The organism is Gordonia sp. YC-XJ4, assembly GCF_059511865.1.
On record NZ_CM183447.1, the window covers coordinates 1835804 to 1856084 of the forward strand.

General features: G+C 66.9%; 17 protein-coding genes and 1 tRNA gene. 11 read left to right on the forward strand and 7 right to left on the reverse strand.

Annotated features, from left to right (window positions below; translation table 11 throughout):
- Nucleotides 1-74: 74 nt before the first annotated feature.
- Nucleotides 75-509, forward strand: coding sequence for a MarR family winged helix-turn-helix transcriptional regulator (locus tag AC5ZH6_RS08035; RefSeq protein ID WP_496168890.1), 435 nt, complete (start codon nucleotides 75-77; stop codon nucleotides 507-509).
- Complete coding sequence (locus AC5ZH6_RS08040; RefSeq protein ID WP_496168892.1) at nucleotides 506-2332, forward strand: MFS transporter; 1827 nt, start codon at nucleotides 506-508, stop codon at nucleotides 2330-2332. The genes AC5ZH6_RS08035 and AC5ZH6_RS08040 overlap by 4 nt, the downstream gene beginning before the upstream one ends.
- Here AC5ZH6_RS08040 and AC5ZH6_RS08045 read toward each other — a convergent pair.
- Nucleotides 2257-2892: a GPR1/FUN34/YaaH family transporter gene (locus tag AC5ZH6_RS08045; protein WP_496168893.1), complete on the reverse strand. Its 636-nt coding sequence runs from the start codon at nucleotides 2890-2892 to the stop codon at nucleotides 2257-2259. The genes AC5ZH6_RS08040 and AC5ZH6_RS08045 overlap by 76 nt on opposite strands.
- A gap of 344 nt (nucleotides 2893-3236) precedes the next feature.
- On the opposite strand from AC5ZH6_RS08045, the gene AC5ZH6_RS08050 reads away from it, so the two are divergent.
- The 3 genes from AC5ZH6_RS08050 (at nucleotide 3237) to AC5ZH6_RS08060 (ending at nucleotide 8022) form a co-directional block, all read left to right on the forward strand.
- On the forward strand, nucleotides 3237-4517 hold the full coding sequence (locus AC5ZH6_RS08050) for a chloride channel protein (RefSeq protein ID WP_496168894.1): 1281 nt from the start codon (nucleotides 3237-3239) through the stop codon (nucleotides 4515-4517).
- A 143-nt stretch (nucleotides 4518-4660) separates the two neighbouring features.
- Nucleotides 4661-4924 (forward strand): 4Fe-4S dicluster domain-containing protein, encoded by a 264-nt coding sequence (locus AC5ZH6_RS08055; RefSeq protein WP_006372331.1) that lies wholly within the window; start codon nucleotides 4661-4663, stop codon nucleotides 4922-4924.
- Complete coding sequence (locus AC5ZH6_RS08060) at nucleotides 4921-8022, forward strand: FAD-dependent oxidoreductase (RefSeq protein WP_496168895.1); 3102 nt, start codon at nucleotides 4921-4923, stop codon at nucleotides 8020-8022. Before AC5ZH6_RS08055 ends, AC5ZH6_RS08060 begins: the two co-directional genes overlap by 4 nt.
- 79 nt (nucleotides 8023-8101) lie before the next feature.
- Here the strand turns inward: AC5ZH6_RS08060 and cynS are convergent, their stop codons facing one another.
- Nucleotides 8102-8554 (reverse strand): cyanase, encoded by a 453-nt coding sequence (cynS, locus tag AC5ZH6_RS08065; protein ID WP_006372329.1) that lies wholly within the window; start codon nucleotides 8552-8554, stop codon nucleotides 8102-8104.
- Between the two features lie 120 nt (nucleotides 8555-8674).
- Nucleotides 8675-8911 (reverse strand): DUF4190 domain-containing protein, encoded by a 237-nt coding sequence (locus AC5ZH6_RS08070; RefSeq protein WP_006372328.1) that lies wholly within the window; start codon nucleotides 8909-8911, stop codon nucleotides 8675-8677.
- A 208-nt stretch (nucleotides 8912-9119) separates the two neighbouring features.
- On the opposite strand from AC5ZH6_RS08070, the gene AC5ZH6_RS08075 reads away from it, so the two are divergent.
- Nucleotides 9120-9587: a hypothetical protein gene (locus AC5ZH6_RS08075; protein ID WP_014359398.1), complete on the forward strand. Its 468-nt coding sequence runs from the start codon at nucleotides 9120-9122 to the stop codon at nucleotides 9585-9587.
- Between the two features lie 499 nt (nucleotides 9588-10086).
- On the opposite strand, the gene AC5ZH6_RS08080 is transcribed toward AC5ZH6_RS08075, so the two are convergent.
- Nucleotides 10087-10163, reverse strand: a tRNA-Leu gene (locus AC5ZH6_RS08080).
- A gap of 166 nt (nucleotides 10164-10329) precedes the next feature.
- On the opposite strand from AC5ZH6_RS08080, the gene AC5ZH6_RS08085 reads away from it, so the two are divergent.
- From AC5ZH6_RS08085 to AC5ZH6_RS08095, 3 genes are all read left to right on the forward strand, one after another.
- A complete protein-coding gene (locus AC5ZH6_RS08085) occupies nucleotides 10330-12687 on the forward strand; it encodes an MMPL family transporter (protein ID WP_496168898.1) in 2358 nt (785 codons plus the stop codon).
- Entirely contained in the window at nucleotides 12641-13321 is a 681-nt protein-coding gene (locus tag AC5ZH6_RS08090) for a TetR/AcrR family transcriptional regulator (RefSeq protein ID WP_271355328.1), read from the forward strand. Before AC5ZH6_RS08085 ends, AC5ZH6_RS08090 begins: the two co-directional genes overlap by 47 nt.
- 121 nt (nucleotides 13322-13442) lie before the next feature.
- Nucleotides 13443-14300, forward strand: coding sequence for a Bax inhibitor-1/YccA family protein (locus AC5ZH6_RS08095; protein ID WP_014359401.1), 858 nt, complete (start codon nucleotides 13443-13445; stop codon nucleotides 14298-14300).
- A gap of 69 nt (nucleotides 14301-14369) precedes the next feature.
- Here AC5ZH6_RS08095 and AC5ZH6_RS08100 read toward each other — a convergent pair whose 3' ends face one another.
- Nucleotides 14370-15593 (reverse strand): acetyl-CoA C-acetyltransferase, encoded by a 1224-nt coding sequence (locus tag AC5ZH6_RS08100; RefSeq protein ID WP_496168899.1) that lies wholly within the window; start codon nucleotides 15591-15593, stop codon nucleotides 14370-14372.
- 59 nt (nucleotides 15594-15652) lie between these two features.
- Entirely contained in the window at nucleotides 15653-16255 is a 603-nt protein-coding gene (locus tag AC5ZH6_RS08105; protein ID WP_014359403.1) for a TetR/AcrR family transcriptional regulator, read from the reverse strand.
- Nucleotides 16256-16340: 85 nt separating this feature from the next.
- Here AC5ZH6_RS08105 and AC5ZH6_RS08110 point away from each other — a divergent pair, with 85 nt between their 5' ends.
- Nucleotides 16341-17756 (forward strand): MDR family MFS transporter, encoded by a 1416-nt coding sequence (locus AC5ZH6_RS08110; RefSeq protein ID WP_496168901.1) that lies wholly within the window; start codon nucleotides 16341-16343, stop codon nucleotides 17754-17756.
- A 19-nt stretch (nucleotides 17757-17775) separates the two neighbouring features.
- Here AC5ZH6_RS08110 and AC5ZH6_RS08115 read toward each other — a convergent pair whose 3' ends face one another.
- Complete coding sequence (locus AC5ZH6_RS08115; protein ID WP_006372319.1) at nucleotides 17776-18714, reverse strand: SGNH/GDSL hydrolase family protein; 939 nt, start codon at nucleotides 18712-18714, stop codon at nucleotides 17776-17778.
- Between the two features lie 139 nt (nucleotides 18715-18853).
- Here AC5ZH6_RS08115 and AC5ZH6_RS08120 point away from each other — a divergent pair, with 139 nt between their 5' ends.
- Entirely contained in the window at nucleotides 18854-20254 is a 1401-nt protein-coding gene (locus tag AC5ZH6_RS08120) for a cystathionine beta-synthase (protein ID WP_014359406.1), read from the forward strand.
- The last annotated feature ends 27 nt before the right edge of the window (nucleotides 20255-20281 follow it).

Genomic DNA, 20281 nt, shown 5'->3' on the forward strand with positions numbered 1-20281 from the left:
GCTGTCGGAAATGCGCTGTTCGCGCGATACGAGCCATTTGATCAACCAAAACTGATAAGCCTAGGCTGTCGATCATGACCGATGACGACATCCTCGACGTCGCGGCAGGACTGCGGCTCACGCTGGGCGTGCTGTTGCGTCGGCTCCGAGCCCATCGCAACCTCGACGATCCGAGTGTCCCGGAGACTACGGTGTTGGCGCGCCTGGACCGCGACGGTGAGAGCACCGCCGCGGAGCTCGCTCGCCGCGAACAGATCACGCCACAGTCGATGGGGGTCACGATCTCGTCGTTGCTCTCCGGGGGACTCGTCGCCAAGGCTCCCGACCCCGCCGACGGTCGGCGGGCGGTGCTGCGACTGACCGCCAAAGGCCGTGCGGTGCTCGGTGATCGGCGCAATCATCGCACCCAGGCCATCGCGACCGCGATGACCTCGGTCCTCGACGCCGACGAGATCCGGGTCGTCGCCGCAGCTTTGCCGCTGCTCGACCGGGTGGCCGAGGCCCTGTGAGCGCGCCGACGGGCGAGCGGACGGTCACCGACGACCCCGGCTACCGGTGGGTGGCGCTGTCGAACACGACTGCCGCGGTGTTCATGTCGGCGCTCGACGGGTCGATCGTCATCATCTCGCTGCCCGCCATCTTCCGCGGTATCGGACTGGACCCGTTGGCGTCACAAAACATCGGTTTCCTGCTCTGGATGATCATGGGCTACCGCCTGGTGCAGGCGGTGGCTGTCACGACCCTGGGCCGGCTCGGAGACATGTTCGGCCGCGTACGGATCTACAACGCGGGATTCGCGGTCTTCACCGTCGCGTCGATCCTGTTGTCGTTCGACCCTTTTCACGCGTCCGGCGCGGCGATCTGGCTGATCGCGTGGCGGTTGCTGCAGGCGCTCGGCGGATCGATGCTCACCGGCAATTCGGCTGCCATCCTCACGGATGCGTTCGCGCCGGATCGCCGGGGATTCGCGTTGGGGCTCAATCAGGTTGCCGCGCTGGCCGGACAGTTGAGCGGACTGGTCCTCGGCGGTCTGCTGGCCGCGTGGGATTGGCGGGCGGTGTTCTGGGTGAATGTCCCGGTCGGCGTCTTCTTCACGGTATGGGCCTACCGGAAACTCCGCGACAACGGCGAACGCCATCCGGGGCGGATCGATTGGTGGGGCAACGGGACGTTCGCGTTCGGTCTCTCGGCGATACTCATCGCCATCACCATCGGACTGCAGCCCTACGGCGATCACACCATGGGCTGGGAGAATCCGGTCGTGGTGGCGCTGCTGGTCGGGGGCGTGGTGTCCTTGATCGCCTTCGGTCTCATCGAGAGTCGGGTGGCCGAACCGATGATCGAGCTGACGCTCTTCCGGATTCGGGCTTTCACCGCCGGAAACCTGGCGGCACTGTGTGCGTCGCTGGCGCAGGGCGGACTCCAGTTCGTGTTGATCATCTGGCTGCAGGGCATCTGGTTGCCGCTGCACGGCTACGATTTCGCCGACACCCCGCTGTGGGCGGGAATCTTCATGCTGCCGTTGACATGCGGGTTCTTCGTCGCCGGCCCGCTGACCGGTGCGCTTTCGGATCGGTTCGGTGCCCGCGGCTTCGCCACGGTCGGCATGGTGCTCTTCGGATCGAGTTTCGTCGGCCTGTTGTTCCTGCCGATCGTGTTCCCGTACTGGGCGTTTGCGTTGTTGATCGCGCTGAACGGAATCGGCACCGGCATGTTCGCCGCACCCAACACCTCCTCGATCATGGGAAGCGTTCCCGCCCGGTATCGAGGGGTGGCGTCCGGGATGCGGGCCACCTTCCAGAACTCCGGGACCGCACTGTCGATCGGTGTCTTCTTCTCGTTGATGATCGTGGGCCTCGCCGCGCATCTGCCCGAGACCATGTCAGCGGGATTGCAGCAGCAGGGTGTGCCCGCCGGGGTCGCCGGTGAGGTCGCCAATCTGCCTCCGGTGGCTTCGCTGTTCTCGGCGCTGTTGGGCGTCAATCCGATTGAACATCTCCTCGCCGGCACCGGAGTGCTCGGTCACCTGAGTACGGCCCAGCAGCAGGCACTCACCGGTCACGAGTTCTTCCCTGATCTGTTGTCCGGACCGTTCCACGACGGACTCGTCATCGTCTTCGTCGCCTCGATCGGGTTGTCGATCTGTGCGGCCGTCGCCTCACTGCTACGCGGTGCCCCCACGGCGCCGACGCTGACGTCGACGCCGGAGGTCGTGCGCACAGGAGACGACGACAGCAGGGGTCACGACACCAGAGCTCACGACAGCAGTGGACGTCCCAGTGGCAGCGCCGAGCCGCCGGTGGAACTCGACATCGCGTCGAAGAACAGATAGGCGCCGACCGCGGCGAAGGCGAACACCACCCAACCTGCGGCCGTCTGAATGGTGCTACTGCCCTGCGCGGTGGCCACCAGGACCAGAATCAGTGCGACGTCGATGAGGACGAAGAGCAGGGTGAACGCGAACGGAAGGCGCAAGGTGGCCAAGGTCAGCATCACGATCACCACCACCCACGAGGTGAGGAACACCTCCTGCGTGGCCACGGCGTTGTCGGCTCCGACGCCGTACCAGTTGTGGGCGAGACCGAGCACGAGTGCTGCGTAGCTGAGCCAGAATCCGGCGAAGATGCCGAAGACCGCGGCCACGGCGTTCTGCGCGAGCGACAATGCCCACACGGCGGCGACGAGTTGTCCGATTCCGGTGGCGGCCAAGATGATCGGAATCGACGCGCCGACCGCTGTCGCCGGGACGAATCCGATCAGCACCATCCCGAGTGCCACCGATCCGACGATGAAGGTCGGGACGCCGATGGTCGCCGGATTGCCCACGGGCGCCGGCGGTGCGGTATCGGCGGTGGTGATCACGTCGGGTGGGGCAAGTGCAACGTCGGTCATGGGGGTGTCCTTCGCGGAGAGAATGGCATTCATCGGCGATGCCGATCGTCAACGTAGGCGCGTTGTGTCCGGGGTCACAATGATTGGTCGACAATCCTGTTCCGCGACTGGCCATCAGGTCAGCGGGTCAGTGCACCCCTTGGCGAGTGCCTCGCCGGCACCCCTTGGCGAGTGCCTCGCCGGCACCCCTTGGCGAGTGCCTCGCCGGCACCCCTTGGCGAGTGCCTCGCCGGCACCCCTTGGCGAGTGCCTCGCCGACACCTCTTGGCGGGTGCCTCGCCGACACCTCTTGGCGGGTGCATCGCCGACCGCGATCCCGGCTCGCCGGGTGACGGTGCCGCATCATGGACAGCGTGATGCGTAGGTTCGGCTGGTTCGTGCTCGGCGTGATCGCCGCGGGTGTGCTGGCCGGTCTCGCCGGTGGCGCCACCGCCGTGGTACTCAAGGCGATTCAGCATGTGACGTTCGGTTACTGGTCGGGCACACTGCTCGACGGGATCAGCGCAGCGACCGCCTGGCGCCGCGTGGCCGGGCCCGTGGTCGGTGGGGCGCTCGCCGGTGCCGGTTGGTGGTGGTTGCGACGTCGTCGGCAACTGATCCCATTGACCGTCGCGATCGAGCGCGGGGAGCCCGTGGCGACGGCTCCTCGTGCCGCCGACTCGTCGCTGCAGATCCTGCTGGTCGGGACCGGGGCATCGCTGGGACGAGAGGGAGCTGCCCGCGAGTTCGCGGCCGTCGCCGCAGACCTCGTCCTCCGTCGAATCCCGTTGCCGGAATCGGACATCCGGGTGTTGCTGGCGTCGGCGGCCGGCGCCGGGCTCGGTGCGGTGTACAACGTGCCGTTGGCCGGCGCCTTGTTCACCATCCAGCTCCTGCTGCATTCGTGGCGCCCTCGCGAGGTGCTCACCGCGACGTTGACGTCGGTATTGGCCGTCGTCGCGGCGTGGCCGGTTGTCGGCGATCGGCCGACATTCGTCTGGCCCGGCGCTGATCTCACCGCGGCGGTCGCGGTGGTGGCACCAGCCGCCGTGGCGGCGAGCATGGCCCTGGGTGCGGCGTTCTCGCGACTGATGAGTCATGTTCAGCGACAACCGGTCTCGGGATGGTGGTTGATCCCGGCGTTGGCCGGTGCCGGTGCGTTGACCGGCATCAGCGCATTATGGTTTCCCGAACTACCCGGCAACGGCAAGTCCATCATCACCGAATCACTCGGCGGCGGCGGACCTCTGCTCACGGTGGCGGCCATAGCGCTGCTCAAACCCGTCCTCACCGCCACCCATCTGCGCGCCGGTGCGGTTGGCGGCCTGATCACCCCGGCACTGGCCACCGGCGCCGCGTTCGGTGCGGCCGTCGCGATCCTGGCCGAGCACTGGACCGGCTGGGACATCAATCCCGCCGCGGTCTCCCTGCTCGCCGCCGCGGCGTTCCTGGGTTTCTCCCAACGAGCACCGCTGTTCGCCGTCGTCTTCGCCTGGGAGCTGGCCCATCCGCCACCGACGTTCCTGCTTGCCCTGGCCCTGATCGCGGTGGTGGGGTACGGGGTGCAGACGGGGGTTCCGATTCTGCGAGGGAACGGGATTCGTGGTCGCTTCGCGATCCGCTCGCGTGGCCACCGGAACCGGTGACCGCCCGGACCCTCGCTCGGTCGAGACGAGTCGGACACCCCCCATCGGGATAGGCAAGTAGCCCTCGCGGGAGATGGCAGACCCCGACACCGCTCCTAGGCTTGTGATCCAGCGCACAGCCCGAAGGGAACCCGAGGATCGATATGCCGTTTGTCATCGCTGCACCCTGTATCGCCGACTACTCCTGTGTGGAATCGTGCCCGGTCGGGTGCATCCATCCGTCGCCCGACGATCCGGAGTTCGACAGGGTGGAACAGCTGTTCATCGATCCGGACACCTGCATCGGCTGCGGCGCGTGCGTGGCGGCGTGCCCGATCGATGCGGTGTTCGACGCCGACCGACTGCCCGCGCGGTGGAAGGCCTACGAACAGATCAATCGCGACTACTTCACCGGAGGCCTGAAGTGATCGCGCCCGAGTCCTACCGCATCGCGGTGGTGGGATCGGGGCCCGCGGGGATGTACACCGCGCATCATCTGCTCTCGGCCGGCATCGCCGGAACCTACCTCGACGGACGAATGGTCTCCTTGACCGATCGGCCGATGGAGGTCGACATGTTCGACAAGCTGCCGACGCCGTTCGGACTGATCCGGGGTGGCGTCGCACCCGATCATCCGGACAAGAAGCTCATCGGTCACCTCTTCGAATCCGTCGCCACCCGAGAAGGATTCCGGTTCTGGGGCAACATCGACGTCGGCCGGGACATCGGCGTCGATGAGCTCGCCCGGTGGTATGACGCGGTCATCCTGGCGGTCGGCGCCGCCGCCGATGCGCCCCTGGGAATTGCGGGTGAGGAGTTGCCGGGCAGCCTGTCGGCGCGTGAGTTCGTCGGTTGGTACAACGGAACTCCCGAATACGCGGCACTCGATCTCGATCTCGACACCGAACGTGCGGTCATCATCGGCAACGGGAACGTGGCGCTCGACGTCGCTCGTGTCCTCGCCACGCCGCCGGCCACACTGCGTCGGACCGACATCGCCGAACATGCCGCCGAGGAACTGCAGCACAGCAGGATTCGGGAGGTGGTGGTTCTCGGTCGGCGCGGGCACCTGGCCGGTGCGTTCGCCGCCGCGGAACTCGAGGAACTCGGTGACCTCCCGGGCGTCGACGTCGTCGCGCACCCGCAGGAGCTGGCGACGGTCGAGGACATTCCGGCCGCCGGGCCACTGCGGCGAAAGCACGACAGCCTGATCCGGTACTCGCAGACGACACCCCTCGACGACAACCGCCGAATAGTGCTGCGGTTCCTCGCAGCGCCGGTCGCCCTGATCGGACAGCAGCGCGTCGAGGCCGTCCGGGTGATGCGCAACCGAAGGGTCGGTGATTCCTGGACCGTCGAGCAGACCGGGGACACCGAAACGCCGCCGTCCGGTGTCGTGGTGCGCGCCACCGGATATCGCGGACAACCGTTGCCCGGCATCCCGTTCGACTCCGCACGAGGGGTGATCCCGAATGTGGACGGTCGGGTGGAGAACATGCCCGGTGTCTACGTCAGCGGATGGATCAAACGGGGTCCGGTCGGCGTGATCGGCACCAACAAGAAGTGCGCCCGAGACACCGTGCGCTCGCTGCTGGCCGACCTCGACGCGGACCGCTTGCCGCGAGCGGGTGTGCGTGACCGCGCGGCGCTGGACACCTGGGTGCACCAGCGCCGACCCGAGGTCACCACCTTGCCCGGCTGGCGCGGCATCGACATCCGCGAACGGCTCGACGGCAGCGACGTCGGAAGCCCGCGACGCAAGATCGTCGACGCCGACGAACTGGTGCGCACAGCCCGCTCACATCGCCCGGCCCCGCCGCGGCGCCACGATGTGATCGTCATCGGGTCGGGTCTGGGCGGATTGTCGGCGGCGGCATGCCTGGCCGCTGCGGGCAAGTCGGTCCTGGTTCTCGAACAACACGAGATCCTCGGTGGTTGTTCGCAGGTATTCCGGCGTAAGGGCAAGTGGGAGTTCGATTGTGGCGTCCACTATGTCGGGGGATGCGTCCCGGGATCGGACAACTTCATCCCCGCGGTGCTGCGCGGCCTGGGGGTCGAGGACCGCATCGAATGGTCGCGGATGGACGACGATGGCATGGACACCGTCTCGTTCCCGGACCACACCTTCCGCGTCCCCACCGATTGGCATCGCTTCGCCGACGAACTCGCCGCGACGTTTCCCGGTGACGCCGCGGGCCTGGCGAGCTGTGTGCACGAGTTGCGTTCGGTGGGAGACGCGTTCGAACGTCTCAATGACGTCCCGCATTCGGTCCGCGCGGTGCTGCCGCTGGCCACCCGCCCCCGCGAGGCGGCCCTGGTCGCCCGGGCCCTCGAGCAGCCCATCGCGAGGCTGTTCGACCGTCACCATCTCGGGCTCGAGGCCCGCGCAGCATTGCTGTCACTGATCCACCTGCACAACACGCCGCCGGCCCGGACCCCGGCGTTGCTGGTGGCGGCGCTGCTGCAGCACTACTTCAAGGCGGGGGCATACTTCCCGACCCAGGGTGGGCAGGTATTGGGGGCGAACCTGGCCGAGGTCATCGAGGCCAACGGGGGAGAGATTCGCACCAAGGCCCGGGTGGCGTCGATCGACGTCGAGGATGGACGCGTGCGCGGGGTCACCCTGTGCGACGGCGAAATCTGTCACTCCGACATCGTCATCAGCAACGCCGACGCACACCGAACCTTCTTCGACCTGGTCGGCCCCGAGCATCTGCGTCGTCGCACCCTGGACCGCATGCGTCGGTTCCGGCGCCCCCACTCCATCTTCTCGACGTACATCGCCGCCGACATCGACATCTCGACGATCCGGCCGGCAACCAACTACATCCTGCACGGTCGGTACGACGTCGCAGAGACCTATCGGCTCCTCGATGGCGGGGACTGGGATCCGCAGGGCTGGCTGGCGATCAGTTCGCCGACGCTGAAGACGCAGGGCGTCAAGCACTTCGGCGCCGAAGGGCACAGCAGCATCGAGGCGTTCACCGCGGTGCCCGCCGAGTACGAGTTCTGGGGTGGCGGCGACCCGATGGCCGGCACCGCCTACAAGTGGTCCCCGGAGTACGTCCGTCGCAAGGCCGAGATCGAGGTGGCGGTCATGGAACGGGTCCTCGCCGCGATGCCCGAACTCGACGGCCACATCGTGTGGCAGGAGTCCGCGACGCCGATGTCGCATGAGCGATACACGCTCTCGCGCATGCCGTACGGGCCGGAGAACGCCAAGGACCAGATCGGTCCGGGACGTCGTCTGTCGGTGCGCACGGAGATCGACGGTCTGTTCCTCGCGGGCGCCTCGACGGTGTATCTCTACGGGATCGCGTTCACCCTTCGCGGTGGTGTCGGAACCGCATCGCACATCCTGGGACGCGATCTGCTCGCGGAGTTCCGTCGCGGCGTGGTGCTGGGAGACCGTTCGGCCCTGCCGGACCACGGACCCGACTGGGACCCGTTCGAGGCCTCCGGCGGGTATGCGTGGAAGGGGCAGAACAAGGAACGCTCACGGGCGGAGGCCGTCGCCGCCCGGTGAACCGGTCATACGGCGCTACAACGCGATACACGACTGCGCGGGTGATCGAGAACTTCAGTGACGAACCGACGGGTATCGGTTACCAGCGGTAGTCGAGAAACTTCCCGTCGAAGGTGACGACGACGCGGTCGCCGTCGGGATCGGATCTGCGCGCGAAGTCGACCCTGAAGTTGATGGCGCTCATGATGCCGTCGCCGAACTCTTCGTGGATCAGTTCCTTGAGCGCCGGGCCGTATACGGCGAGCGCCTCGTGGAAACGGTAGATCGTCGGGTCCGATGCGGCGGCGTCGTCGGCGGTGCGGGTCGGTTGGCGCACGAGACTTTCCACGACCCTGTCGTCGAGTCCCAAGAAGGCACACAGCGTGATCGCCTTGTCGGCGGGGACCGGATGTTGGCCCAGTAGCGCCGCGACCGTCCACACCAGCGGTGCGTCGATGTGCTCGGCGATGTCGGCCCAGGTCAGGCCCCGTCGAATGCGTTCGGCGACGATCAATTCCGCGGCGTGTGATTTCGGCATGATGGCGGTGGTCATCGGGTCTCCTCTGCTGGTGCGGATGGCTTATCCACCTTGACCACCGTGGTGGCATTCGTCCACCGGAAAGCCGATCCCGCCGCGCAGTGCGCGGCGGGATCGGCCCGGGGGTGTGGTGACTCAGTGGCTCGTGACGGCGATGATCACCCCGATGATGCTCAGCACGATGGAGATCCAGCCCAGCACGATCCCGGCCTGGGCCTTGCCGTGCCCGACGGGGGATTCGGTCTGCGCCTGACGACCGACGATGATCGCCGGGATTCCTGCGATCAGGCCGAGACAGAAGATCGAGACGATCCCCAGCACCAGACTGACCGTGGCCTTCGTATTCTTCTGCACCGGGTTGATGACGTTCATGAATTAGTCGGTCCTTGAATATGGCCGTGTCGGAGCACGGTCGTGGATATGGCCGTCCGTCGATGTCGGATTCCCGGATGTGGATGATTTGGTGATCGCCGATCCGGGGTCAGCAGACTTTATACAGAAGCGGTGGACAGCGGCAACACGAGTGCGGTATTTGTTCATCGGACACTTTCGTGTCCCGTTCACGACGAGGAGAAATTCGATGCGCCGCTCCACTCTCATTGCTGCCACCGCCACGATGGCCGCCACTGTCCTATTTGCCGGATGCGGGACGAGTTCCGATTCGTCGTCGACGGACGACAGCAGTTCGGCGACGTCATCGGTGGCTGCGGTGGCCCTGTCCAAACCGGATTTCATCAAAGCCGCCGACGCCATCTGCGCAGCAGATAATTCCCAGGCGTCGCAGAGCGCGTCGAGTATTCCGGCCGGCCCGTCGGGCGCCGAGCAGCAGAAGGATCTCTTTCTCAGCACATATCGCACCGAACTCCAGAAGCTGCGCGCCCTGACGCCGCCGCCCGAGGACCAGGCCGCCGTCAACGACATCTGGAACGCCCTGGACCAGGGCCTATCCACGGTCGCCAGCAGCCCGGCGGGTCAGTTCGAGAACCCATCGCTCGACAAGGCCAACCAACTGGCGAAGGCCTATGGGATGAAGGTCTGCGGCAGCTGAGTGACCGGGTGTGAACGACCGGTTACCGGGAGGCAGTTGTTTCCCGGTAACCGCGTGTTCAGTTATTGGTGGAGCCGAATATCGATTACCGCCGTTTCGCTCGTACAACCCAGGGGCTGCACCGGCGCATAAATGTTGAGACCAATACCGAATATCGGGAGAATTCAGACCCGAGTTCTGCTGCGATATCGCTGTGGATCGGTTTGTCGCTTTTGCCGATTGATCACTGGTGGGAAAGCTGTTGCGGAATTCGCCATATTATTTCCCTCGGTAGCGGTGGCCAAGCCCATTGATTCCTCTTGGTGGCTGATATTCTCCCGACGGGTGTGCCGCTTTCGCGGATATTGCTGGAGTGCGTTATGGCCGTTTCGGCCGATTCGATTGCGCCTGTTTTCTCGGTGGCGGCGGGGACCGGATATCGGGACGACTGCTTCATGGGAGCCGATGCGTGCGAGGTGCTCGCTCGTCGGCCGTGGCCGAGGCGAAGGCTCGTCACCCGTGGTGCCCCCAGTCGGACTCGAACCGACACTGGGCGGATTTTAAGTCCGCTGCCTCTGCCAATTGGGCTATAGGGGCGCGTCAACAGCATGCCACGGCCGCCTCGGATCGTCGTCGGCGGATCGCATCCATGCGGCGGGTGCTGAGCGAAGGATCGTCGTCACACGGTGGACACGGCCTTGACCCGTTGACTTACTACCGATAACTTAACGGGGGTAACTCACCTTCCACGGCTGGAGTGGCCATGCTGGATCGTTTGACCCGGTTCTTGACCGGATTTCCCAAAACCGTTCTCGCCGTGGCCTTCGTGCTGCTCGTGGGGTGTGGACTGTACGGCGCGTCCGCGGCGGGTCATCTGCTTGCCGGCGGCTACGAGGACCCGAACTCCGAGTCGGCGAAGGCGGCCTCGGTCATCGACAAGACCTTCGATCGGGGTGGTCCGCAGTTCGTTCTCAAGCTCGACGGCGCGCCGGGCGTCGACATGGCGACCGACCCGGCCGCGAAGACGACCGGCCAACAGATCGTCTCCGAATTGAGCTCGAGTGGTCATGTGCAACAACCGATCCTGTCGGTCTGGACCAATCCCGACCTCGCTCCGGCGTTGTTGAGCAAGGACAAGTCGTCGGTGCTGATCGTCACGACTCTGGCCGGCGGTGAGAACGATGCGCCGCGCTACGCCGAGGAACTCGCCCAGCGCTACAGCGGCACGCGTGAGGGCATCACCATCCGGGCCGGTGGGCAGGCGATGGTCTTCCACGACGTCAACGCGCAGACCACCCGCGACCTCGCGGTCGCCGAGGCCATCGCGATCCCCATCAGCTTCCTCGTGCTCATCGTCGTGTTCGGGGGAGTGGTGGCGGCGCTGCTGCCGATCCTCGTCGGCGTCGTCGCGATCGTTGCGACCTTCGCGATGCTGCGCGTCATCGGGTCGATGACCGACGTGTCGATCTTCGCGCTGAATCTCACCACCGCAATGGGTTTGGCGCTGGCGATCGACTACACCCTGCTGATGGTCACCCGATATCGCGAAGAACTCGCCGCTGGCCGGGACACGCGGTCGGCGATCGCGGTGATGATGCAGACGGCAGGCCGGACGGTCACCTTCTCCGGCGTCACCGTCGCACTGTCGTTGTGCGCCTTGGCGATCTTCCCGATGTACTTCTTGCGGTCGTTCGCCTACGCGGGGCTCGGGGTGGTCGTCGTCGCCGTACTCGCCGCACTGGTGCTGACCCCGGCCATGCTCATGCTGCTCGGCCCGCGTATCGATGCACTCGACGCCCGCAGACCACTGAGCCGCCTCCTCGGTCGGAACGCGCCCGCACCGGTCCTGATCGAGCAGGGCCGGTGGTATCGGTTCGTCCGTGGTGTTCTGCGGCATGCTGTTCCGGTGGGTGCCGGTGCGATCCTGGTGCTCCTGGTCCTCGGTGCGCCGTTCGCGTCGATCACCTTCGGCTTCCCCGACGACCGGGTCCTGCCGAAGACGGCCACCGTGCACCAGGTGTCGCAGGAGATGCGCGCCGACTTCGCCGAGAACCTCTCGGGCGCACTGACCGCCGTCGTCACCGGTGGCACCGACCCGACACGCATCGACTACGCGCAAACCCTGTCGCGTGTCGACGGGATCAGTTCGGTGTCGGGTGCCGCCGGCACCTTCGTCGACGGCAGGCAGGTGGCACCACCGCAGCCCGGTGACCTCCACACGGCGGCCGACGGCACCACCACCGCGCTGCTGTCGGTCAGCGGCAGCGCCGAGCCACTGACCGACGCCGGCGCCGACGAGCTGGCAGCCCTGCGTGCAGCGCCCGTCCCGGAGGGCATGACGTCGCAATTCGCGGGGCTACAAGCCAGCAACACCGACACCGTCGACTCCATCTACGCGCATCTGCCGTGGGTGCTCGGTGTCATCGCCATCGCCACGTTCATCCTGCTGTTCCTGTTCACCGGCAGCGTCGTCCTGCCGCTGAAGGCGCTGGTCCTCAACGTGCTGTCGCTGTCGGCGACGTTCGGGGCGATGGTGTGGTTTTTCCAGGAGGGCCATCTCGGCGGACTGGGAACCACCGCAACGGGGTTCCTGGTGGCCACCATGCCGGTGTTGATGTTCTGCATCGCCTTCGGGCTGTCGATGGACTACGAGGTGTTCCTGCTCGGCCGAATCCGTGAGGAGTGGCTGGCCTCGGACCGCACACGGGCGGCCAACGATCACGCCGTGGCCATCGGTTTGGCACGCACAGGTCGCGTGATCACCGCAGCAGCCCTGCTGATGAGCATCGTGTTCGCGGGAATCGCTGCCTCTCAGGTGTCGTTCATGCGTATGTTCGGCGTGGGGCTGACACTGGCGGTCCTGATGGATGCCACGGTCATTCGCATGTTGCTGGTACCGGCGTTCATGCGGATCGCCGGCCGCGCCAACTGGTGGGCGCCACGTCCGCTGCGGGCGCTGCACGATCGCATCGGCCTCACCGAGGCAGCACAGTCCGACCCTCCGGATGCCGACGAACACCCACCAGCAGAGGACCCCACCGACCACCAGCCCATACCGGACCTTCAGGAGAAACGTGACCATCCAGAGGCGGCGGACCCGATCCCCCCGCGGATCGGGTGAACTGCTCGCCGACGAGATCATCGACGCCGCCACCGACCTGCTCCTCGACGAGGCAGATGCCTCGGCGGTGTCGATCCGTGCCGTCGCCACCCGCGTCGGGGTGACGCCGCCATCGATCTACCTGCACTTCGCCGACAAGGACGCACTGCTCGACGCCGTGTGCGCCCACTACTTCGAGCAACTCGACGAGAAACTGGCCGACGCCGAGGCCGGGGTCGGCGACCCGCTCGAGCGGGCACTGAGCCTCGGGATGGCCTACATCCGGTTCGCGCTGTCGACCCCGGTGCTGTATCGGCAAGCGTTCTCCCGTGTCACCGCCGACACCCCGACAAGGGTCGACGAGGTCCTCGCCACGTCGGCGGTCGTGCGGTTCTCGCGCACCGTGACCGAACTCGCCGAGGCGGGGATGTTCGAGGCAGGGGAAGTTGCCGACATCGTCCTCGAATGGTGGTCGGCTGCCCACGGTATCGCCTCGCTGATGATCTCCAAGCCCAGTCTGAACTGGGGCGATGACCTCGAACGTGCCGAAACGATGCTGCGGTCGATGTGTGTGGGCCGGGCCGTGATGGGCGTGACCGCGGCCTTCGAGCCCGACGAGGTCCGCCGGCTGTTGTCCGAGCTGAGCACCCGCTGACCGATTTGTCGGACCCGGCTCCTGACGCGAATGGTCAAGAGAAGGTAAAGTCGGAACTCTGACGGGTGATCGCCCGTTGTCCAGACGAGATACCCACTCACGTTCAGATAGGGAGCGCCAGGTGCGAGATAGCAGCAATCCGGTGATGCGCGGCGTGGTCCGCGACAATCAAACCGCCGGCGGCTATGCGGGCTTCGGCACCGGTGCGGCCGGTGCCGGTCAGGCAGCCATGTACAACCAGTACGGCCAGCAGGTGCCGCCGTACACCCAGCAGCCCACCACGACGACCCGGCAGCTCACCATCGATGACGTCGTCACCAAGACCGCCATCACCCTCGGCGTGCTCACCATCTCGGCGATCGCGGCCTACTTCCTGGTGTCGGCGAACGAAGCGCTCGCGATGCCGCTGTTCGGCATCGGTGCCATCGTCGGGCTGGTCCTGGTATTGATCGCTTCGTTCGGGCGCAAGCAGGACAATCCGGCGATCGTGCTGGGGTATGCGGTGTTCGAGGGCCTGTTCGTCGGATCGATCTCCTACGTCTTCGCCAACTGGATGGTCAGCGGCACCAGTGCCGGCGCACTGATCGGGCAGGCCGTGCTGGGCACCTTCGGTGTGTTCTTCGGCATGTTGCTGGTCTACAAGGTCGGTGCGATCCGCGTGACCCCGCGGTTCACCCGGATGCTGTTCGCCGGGCTCATCGGCGTCATCGTGCTGATGGTCGGCAACCTGATCATGAGCCTGTTCACCGGTGGTGCCGGCATCCTGCGCGACGGTGGCCCGATCGCGATCATCTTCTCGCTGATCTGCATCGCGCTGGCCGCGTTCAGCTTCCTCGTCGACTTCGATGCCGCTGACCGCCTCATCCGGGCAGGCGCCCCCGACCGCGCCGCCTGGGGTGTGGCACTGGGCCTGACGGTCACCCTGGTCTGGCTCTACGTCGAGATCCTGCGACTGCTGAGCTACTTCCAGTCGGACTAGTCCTCGGACTTCAAAGAAGAACCCCGCTCCTTCGGCGAAGGAGCGGGGTTCTTCTTTGTTCTGATCAGCTCAGCGCAGGCGCTCGAGCACCATCGCCATGCCCTGACCGCCACCGACGCACATCGACTCGATGCCGAAGGTCTTGTCGTGGGTCTGCAGGTTGTTCAGCAGGGTGGTGGTGATGCGGGCACCGGTCATGCCGAAGGGATGGCCGAGGGCGATCGCACCGCCGGAGACGTTGAGCTTGTCGTGGTCGATGCCGAGGGCGTCGGCCGAGCCGAGCACCTGCACCGCGAAGGCCTCGTTGATCTCGACCAGGTCGATGTCGGACAACGACATCCCCGACACCTTCAACACCTTGCGGATCGCCTCGATCGGGCCGAGTCCCATGATCTCCGGCGACAGTCCGGTCGCGGCGGTGGCGACCACCCGGGCCAACGGGGTCAGCCCGAGCGCCTTGGCCTTGGTGTCGCTCATGATCACCAGGGCGGCCGCGCCGTCGTTGAGCGGGCAGGCGTTGCCCGCGGTGATGGTGCCGTCGGGGCGGAACACCGGCTTGAGCTGGCTGACCTTCTCATAGGTGGTGCCGGCGCGCGGACCGTCGTCGGTGCTGACCACGGTGCCGTCGGGCAGCGTCACCGGATCGATCTCGCGCTCGAAGAAGCCGGCCTTGATGGCCTCTTCTGCGAGGTTCTGGCTGCGCACACCCCAACGATCCTGATCCTCGCGGGAGATGCCGGTGAAGCTCGCGACATTCTCGGCGGTTTGACCCATCGCGATGTAGACGTCGGGCAGGATGCCGTCCTCACGCGGATCGTGCCACGCCGGGGCACCGCCCTGAGCGGTCTTCTCGGTGCGGGCGATCGCGTCGTCGAAGATGGGGTTCTTGGAGTTCGGGGCGCCGTCGGCACCACCGGAGATCCCGAAGCTCGAGACGCTTTCGACGCCGCCGGAGATGAAGACGTCACCTTCGCCGGATCGGATGGCGTGCAACGCCATCCGGGTGGTCTGCAGCGACGACGAGCAGTAGCGGTTCACCGTGACGCCGGGGATGTGGTCGTAGCCGAGTTCGACGGCGAGCACGCGGCCGATGTTGTAGCCACCCTGTCCGGCGGGCTGGCCGATACCCCAGTGGATGTCCTCGATGTCGGTCGGGTCGAGTTCGGGAACCTTCGCCAGTGCGGCGGCAATCATCTGGCGAGAGAGCTCGTCGGGGCGGATGTCCTTCAGGGACCCCTTCCCGGCGCGGCCGATCGGGGAGCGGGCATGGGCGACAATCACGGCTTCAGGCATGTGGCCCAGATTACTGGACCGCGCGATGCGGCCGATCGGGCGCCATCGGGTGCGGGCGGCTACCCGGGGCCAGGCGTGACCAACGGCAGGAAGACCTCGTCGACGATCTCCTCGAGCGTCTCATCGGCGACCGGCGCCAGCGTCATCATCACCTCGTGACGGTAGAGGTCGAACGGCACGGCGACCACTCGCGCGGTGAGTCGCGACGGGTCGACCTCGCCGCGCGCGACCGCTCGCTCGAGGATCGTGTCGAGGTTCGACGGCCGACCGTCGAAGAGCACCGCGCGGAGATCGCGTGGGGTGTCCCCGGTTTCGGCGTAGAACTCGCCGAGCGCGGCGCTGAGCATGACCAGGAAGTTCGACCGGTTGCGGTTGGCGTCGCGTAACGCGGCCAGCAGATCGCCACGCAGCGTCCCGGTATCGGCGAGGACAGGAGCGGCCAGCTCGCCGCGGCGTCGGATCACCGCACGCACCAGGTCCGCGCGGTCGGACCATCGGCGATAGAGCACCGGTCGGCTCGTGCCCGCTCGCTCGGCCACCGCCTCGAACGTCAGACCGCCGTAGCCGCGGTCACGCAACTGATCCCATGCGGCGTCGAGGATCGCCGCCTCGAGTTCCGCCCCACGGCGACGGGTCGGTTTAGCCCGCTCCTCAAGATCCACTTGCGTATCTTATCGCGCCGGTCTACGGTCGAGAAATAGATACACAAATGTATCTTAATGACTCTATGGGGAACGAGGCCCGCTCATGTCCACCGTGCGGCACGACGAAGGTGCGAACGGCCACGAGACCGTCGGCGAAACGCCGCCGACGCAGGAGGTACCGCGCGAGGTCCGGCGGGTGGCGATCGCGGTCATCGTCGGACTCGTCGCGCCGATTCTGGACACCACGATCGTGACCATCGCGCTCGACGCGTTGAGTCGGGATCTGCACGCGACGGTGAGCACCGTGCAATGGGTGAGTACGGGGTATCTTCTCGCACTCGCGGTGGCTGTTCCGCTGGCGGGTTGGGCGGCAACCCGATTCGGCTCCCGCGCAGCATGGACTGGCGGGCTCGTGCTGTTCCTCGCCGGATCGGTGATGTGCGCGGCGTCGTGGAACATCGACTCGCTCATCGCCTTTCGGGTGATCCAGGGATTCGGTGCCGGGCTGATCATGCCGCTGATGACGTCGATACTGGTGGCGGCCTCCGGCGGGGTGGCGCTGGGCCGACTGGTGGCGATGGTGAGTCTGCCGACGGCGCTCGGGCCGATCCTCGGGCCGGTGGTCGGCGGGATCATCCTGAACTGGCTCGATTGGCGCTGGCTGTTCCTGGTCAACGTGCCGTTGTGCATCGCTGCACTGATCCTCGCGAGACGTATTCCCGCCGACCGCAGCTCCGCGGCACCGCTCGACGTACTCGGACTGCTGCTGCTCGCGCCAGGGCTGGCGGCGTTGCTCCTCGGTCTCTCCAACGCGCACAACGGAATCGGGCAGATGGATGTGATCGTTCCGGTCGCCGCGGGCGTGGTGTTGACCGCCGCCTTCACCTGGCATGCGCTGCGTCGGAATGGAGTCGCCCTGGTCAACGTCGGTGAACTGCGGCGGCGTTCGGTGAGCGTGTCATCGCTTGGATTGTGCTTCTTCGGCATTGCCTCCTTTGGCGCGATGTTCTTGATGCCCTTGTACTTTCAGCAGATCAGGGGTGACTCTGTCCTGCAGGCCGCGCTCGTGCTCATCCCGCAGGGGGTCGGGGCGCTGGCCACCCGAAGCCTGGCCGGACGGTTCACCGACACGATCGGCGCGCGCTGGGTTGCGGTCACCGGCTTCGCGGTGGTGGCCGCGGCGACGGTTCCGTTCGCGCTCGCCGGTGATCACACCAACACGGTCTGGCTGATGGTGGTGCTGCTCGTCCGCGGCTTCGGTCTCGGGACGCTGCTGTCGCCGCTGATGTCGGCCGGCTTCATCGGGCTGCCGGGCTCGGCACGTCACGACGTCAGCATGTTGAACCGGACCTTCCAACAGGTGGGCGGATCGTTCGGCACGGCCCTGCTCGCAGTGGTGCTGACCGCCGGGATGGGTGCCGGCACCGGCTTCCACGACGCGTTCTGGTGGGCTGCGGGTCTCGCCGCCGTCGGCGCCGCGGCCTCGCTGCTGCTGCCCGACGGCCGCGCCGCGGTCTGACAGCGACAACCGGCAACGCTCAGCGCACCGTGCGCGCGATCCGCAGGATCCTCTCGGTGAGTTTGCTGTTGTCCACCGACGGCGACACCTCGGGCGGCTCGGGCAGCGGCTCGGGACCCCACTCGCCGAGCGCCGCGAGCACCTCCGGAAGCAGGATGTCGGCGGCGAGCCCATATCCGTCGGCCGAGGGGTGGTAGCGGTCGAAGGAGAACATCCGGTCCGGGGCGTCGCGGAAGTCCTCCGCCAGCAGATCGGCCATCGGGACCGCACGCCCGCCTGCCGAGACGACCGCGGCCTTCTGCCGCGCGGCCAGTCGCATGCCCCATATCCGCAGCACCGAGCGCAGCGGTTGGGGAATCGCGGTGATCACACCGAAATCGGGGCAGGTACCGACGACCACCTGGGCGTCGATGGCGCGCAGCCTGCTCACCGCCGACCGGAGTCGGCCCGCCGAGGCGCGAACGCCGTTGCGGGCGGTGACGTCGTTGGCGCCCACCAGGATCACCGCGATGTCGGGACGATCGCCGGCGATGAGCATGGCGTCGATCTGCGCGGCCAGGCCCTTCGACGTCGCACCGACGATCGCCTTGTTGCTGTAGCGCACCACGTGCCCGGTCTCGACGGCCACTCGGCGGGCCACCCGCGCGCCCGGCGTCTGCGCGCCGGTGTCGGCGCCGAGACCGGCGGCGGTGGAATCCCCGAACACCGCCAGATGTAGTTCGATCTCATCGCGGTTGTCGCGGGTGACCCGATGCGGGCCACTGCCGTCGGGTCGATAGATCCCGTCACCGTCGGGAGCGTTGTCGGTGCGGTGCGGGATGACGGTGCGCGCCTTCTGCGCCTGCCACACCAGCAGGTTGTAGCCACCCCACGTGATGCCCGCAGCGGCGGTCGTCGCGGCCGCGGTGGCCCCGAGATCGCGCAACAGATGGTGGTCGGTGGGGCGCGGACCGGTCACGGGTGACAGCTTACCGATGCTTCTGCCGACGACCGGTGACCTGCGGGTCTGCGGGTCGCCATCGGCACGGCGATGTTCGGCGATCCGGGAACCGACGTCGGATGGAAACGACGGAGACGGTTCTGGGACCATGGAAGGCATGCGCATCGCCAATCACGTCGTCGACCTGGTGGGCAACACGCCCCTGGTCAAACTCAATTCGGTGGTCACGCCCGGCTCCGGGCTGGTGGCGGCCAAGGTCGAATACCTCAACCCCGGGGGCAGCAGCAAGGACCGCATCGCGCTTCGCATGATCGAGGCCGCCGAGAAATCCGGTGCGCTCAAGCCCGGCGGCACCATCGTCGAGCCGACGTCGGGTAACACCGGGGTCGGTCTGGCGCTGGTCGCACAGCAGCGCGGATACCACTGCGTGTTCGTCTGCCCCGACAAGGTCGGCGAGGACAAGCGCAACGTGCTGCGCGCCTACGGCGCCGAGGTCGTCGTCTGCCCCACGGCGGTCGCACCCGAGCACCCCGACAGCTACTACAACGTCTCCGACCGGCTGGTCCGCGAGATCGACGGTGCGTGGAAGCCCAACCAGTACGCGAATCCCGCTGGGCCGCAGAGTCACTACGAGACGACCGGTCCGGAGATCTGGGCCGACACCGACGGTACCGTCACCCACTTCGTGGCCGGTGTCGGCACCGGCGGCACCATCACCGGCACCGGGCGCTACCTGAAAGAGGTCTCCGGCGGCGCGGTAAAGGTCGTCGGTGTCGACCCCGAGGGGTCGGTGTACTCCGGTGGCACCGGACGGCCCTACCTGGTGGAGGGTGTCGGCGAGGACTTCTGGCCGGAGGCCTACGACCCGAGCGTGCCCGACGAGATCATCGCGGTCTCCGACGCCGACTCCTTCGACATGACGCGACGTCTGGCCCGTGAGGAGGGCCTGCTCGTCGGCGGATCGTGCGGGATGGCCGTGGTCGCGGCACTGCGGGTAGCCGAGCGCGAGGGTCCCGACGCCGTCGTCGTCGTGCTGCTGCCCGACGGTGGCCGCGGCTACATGGCCAAGATCTTCAACGACGAGTGGATGAGCAGCTACGGCTTCCTGCGGACCCCCCTCGACGCGAAGGCCACCGAACCGCTCGTCGGCGACGTGCTGCGCGGCAAGACCGGTGCACTGCCCGACCTGGTGCACACCCATCCGTCGGAGACCCTGCGCGACGCCATCGAGATCCTCCGTGAATACGGGGTGTCGCAGATGCCGGTCGTCGGTGCCGAGCCGCCGGTGATGGCCGGCGAGGTCGCCGGAGCGGTCACCGAACGGGATCTGCTCAGCGCCGTGTTCGAGGGCCGCGCCAACCTCGCCGACCCGGTGTCGGCGCACATGGGAGAACCGTTCCCGCTCATCGGTTCCGGCGAGCCGGTGTCGGCGGCGACCAAGGCGCTCTCGGACACCGACGCGCTGATGGTGGTCGAGGACGGCAAGCCGATCGGCGTCATCACCCGCCACGATCTGCTGGCCTTCGTCAGCACCCATCCGACCATCACCGCCGGCTGACACCGGCTTCCCCCGACGTCCACCGAC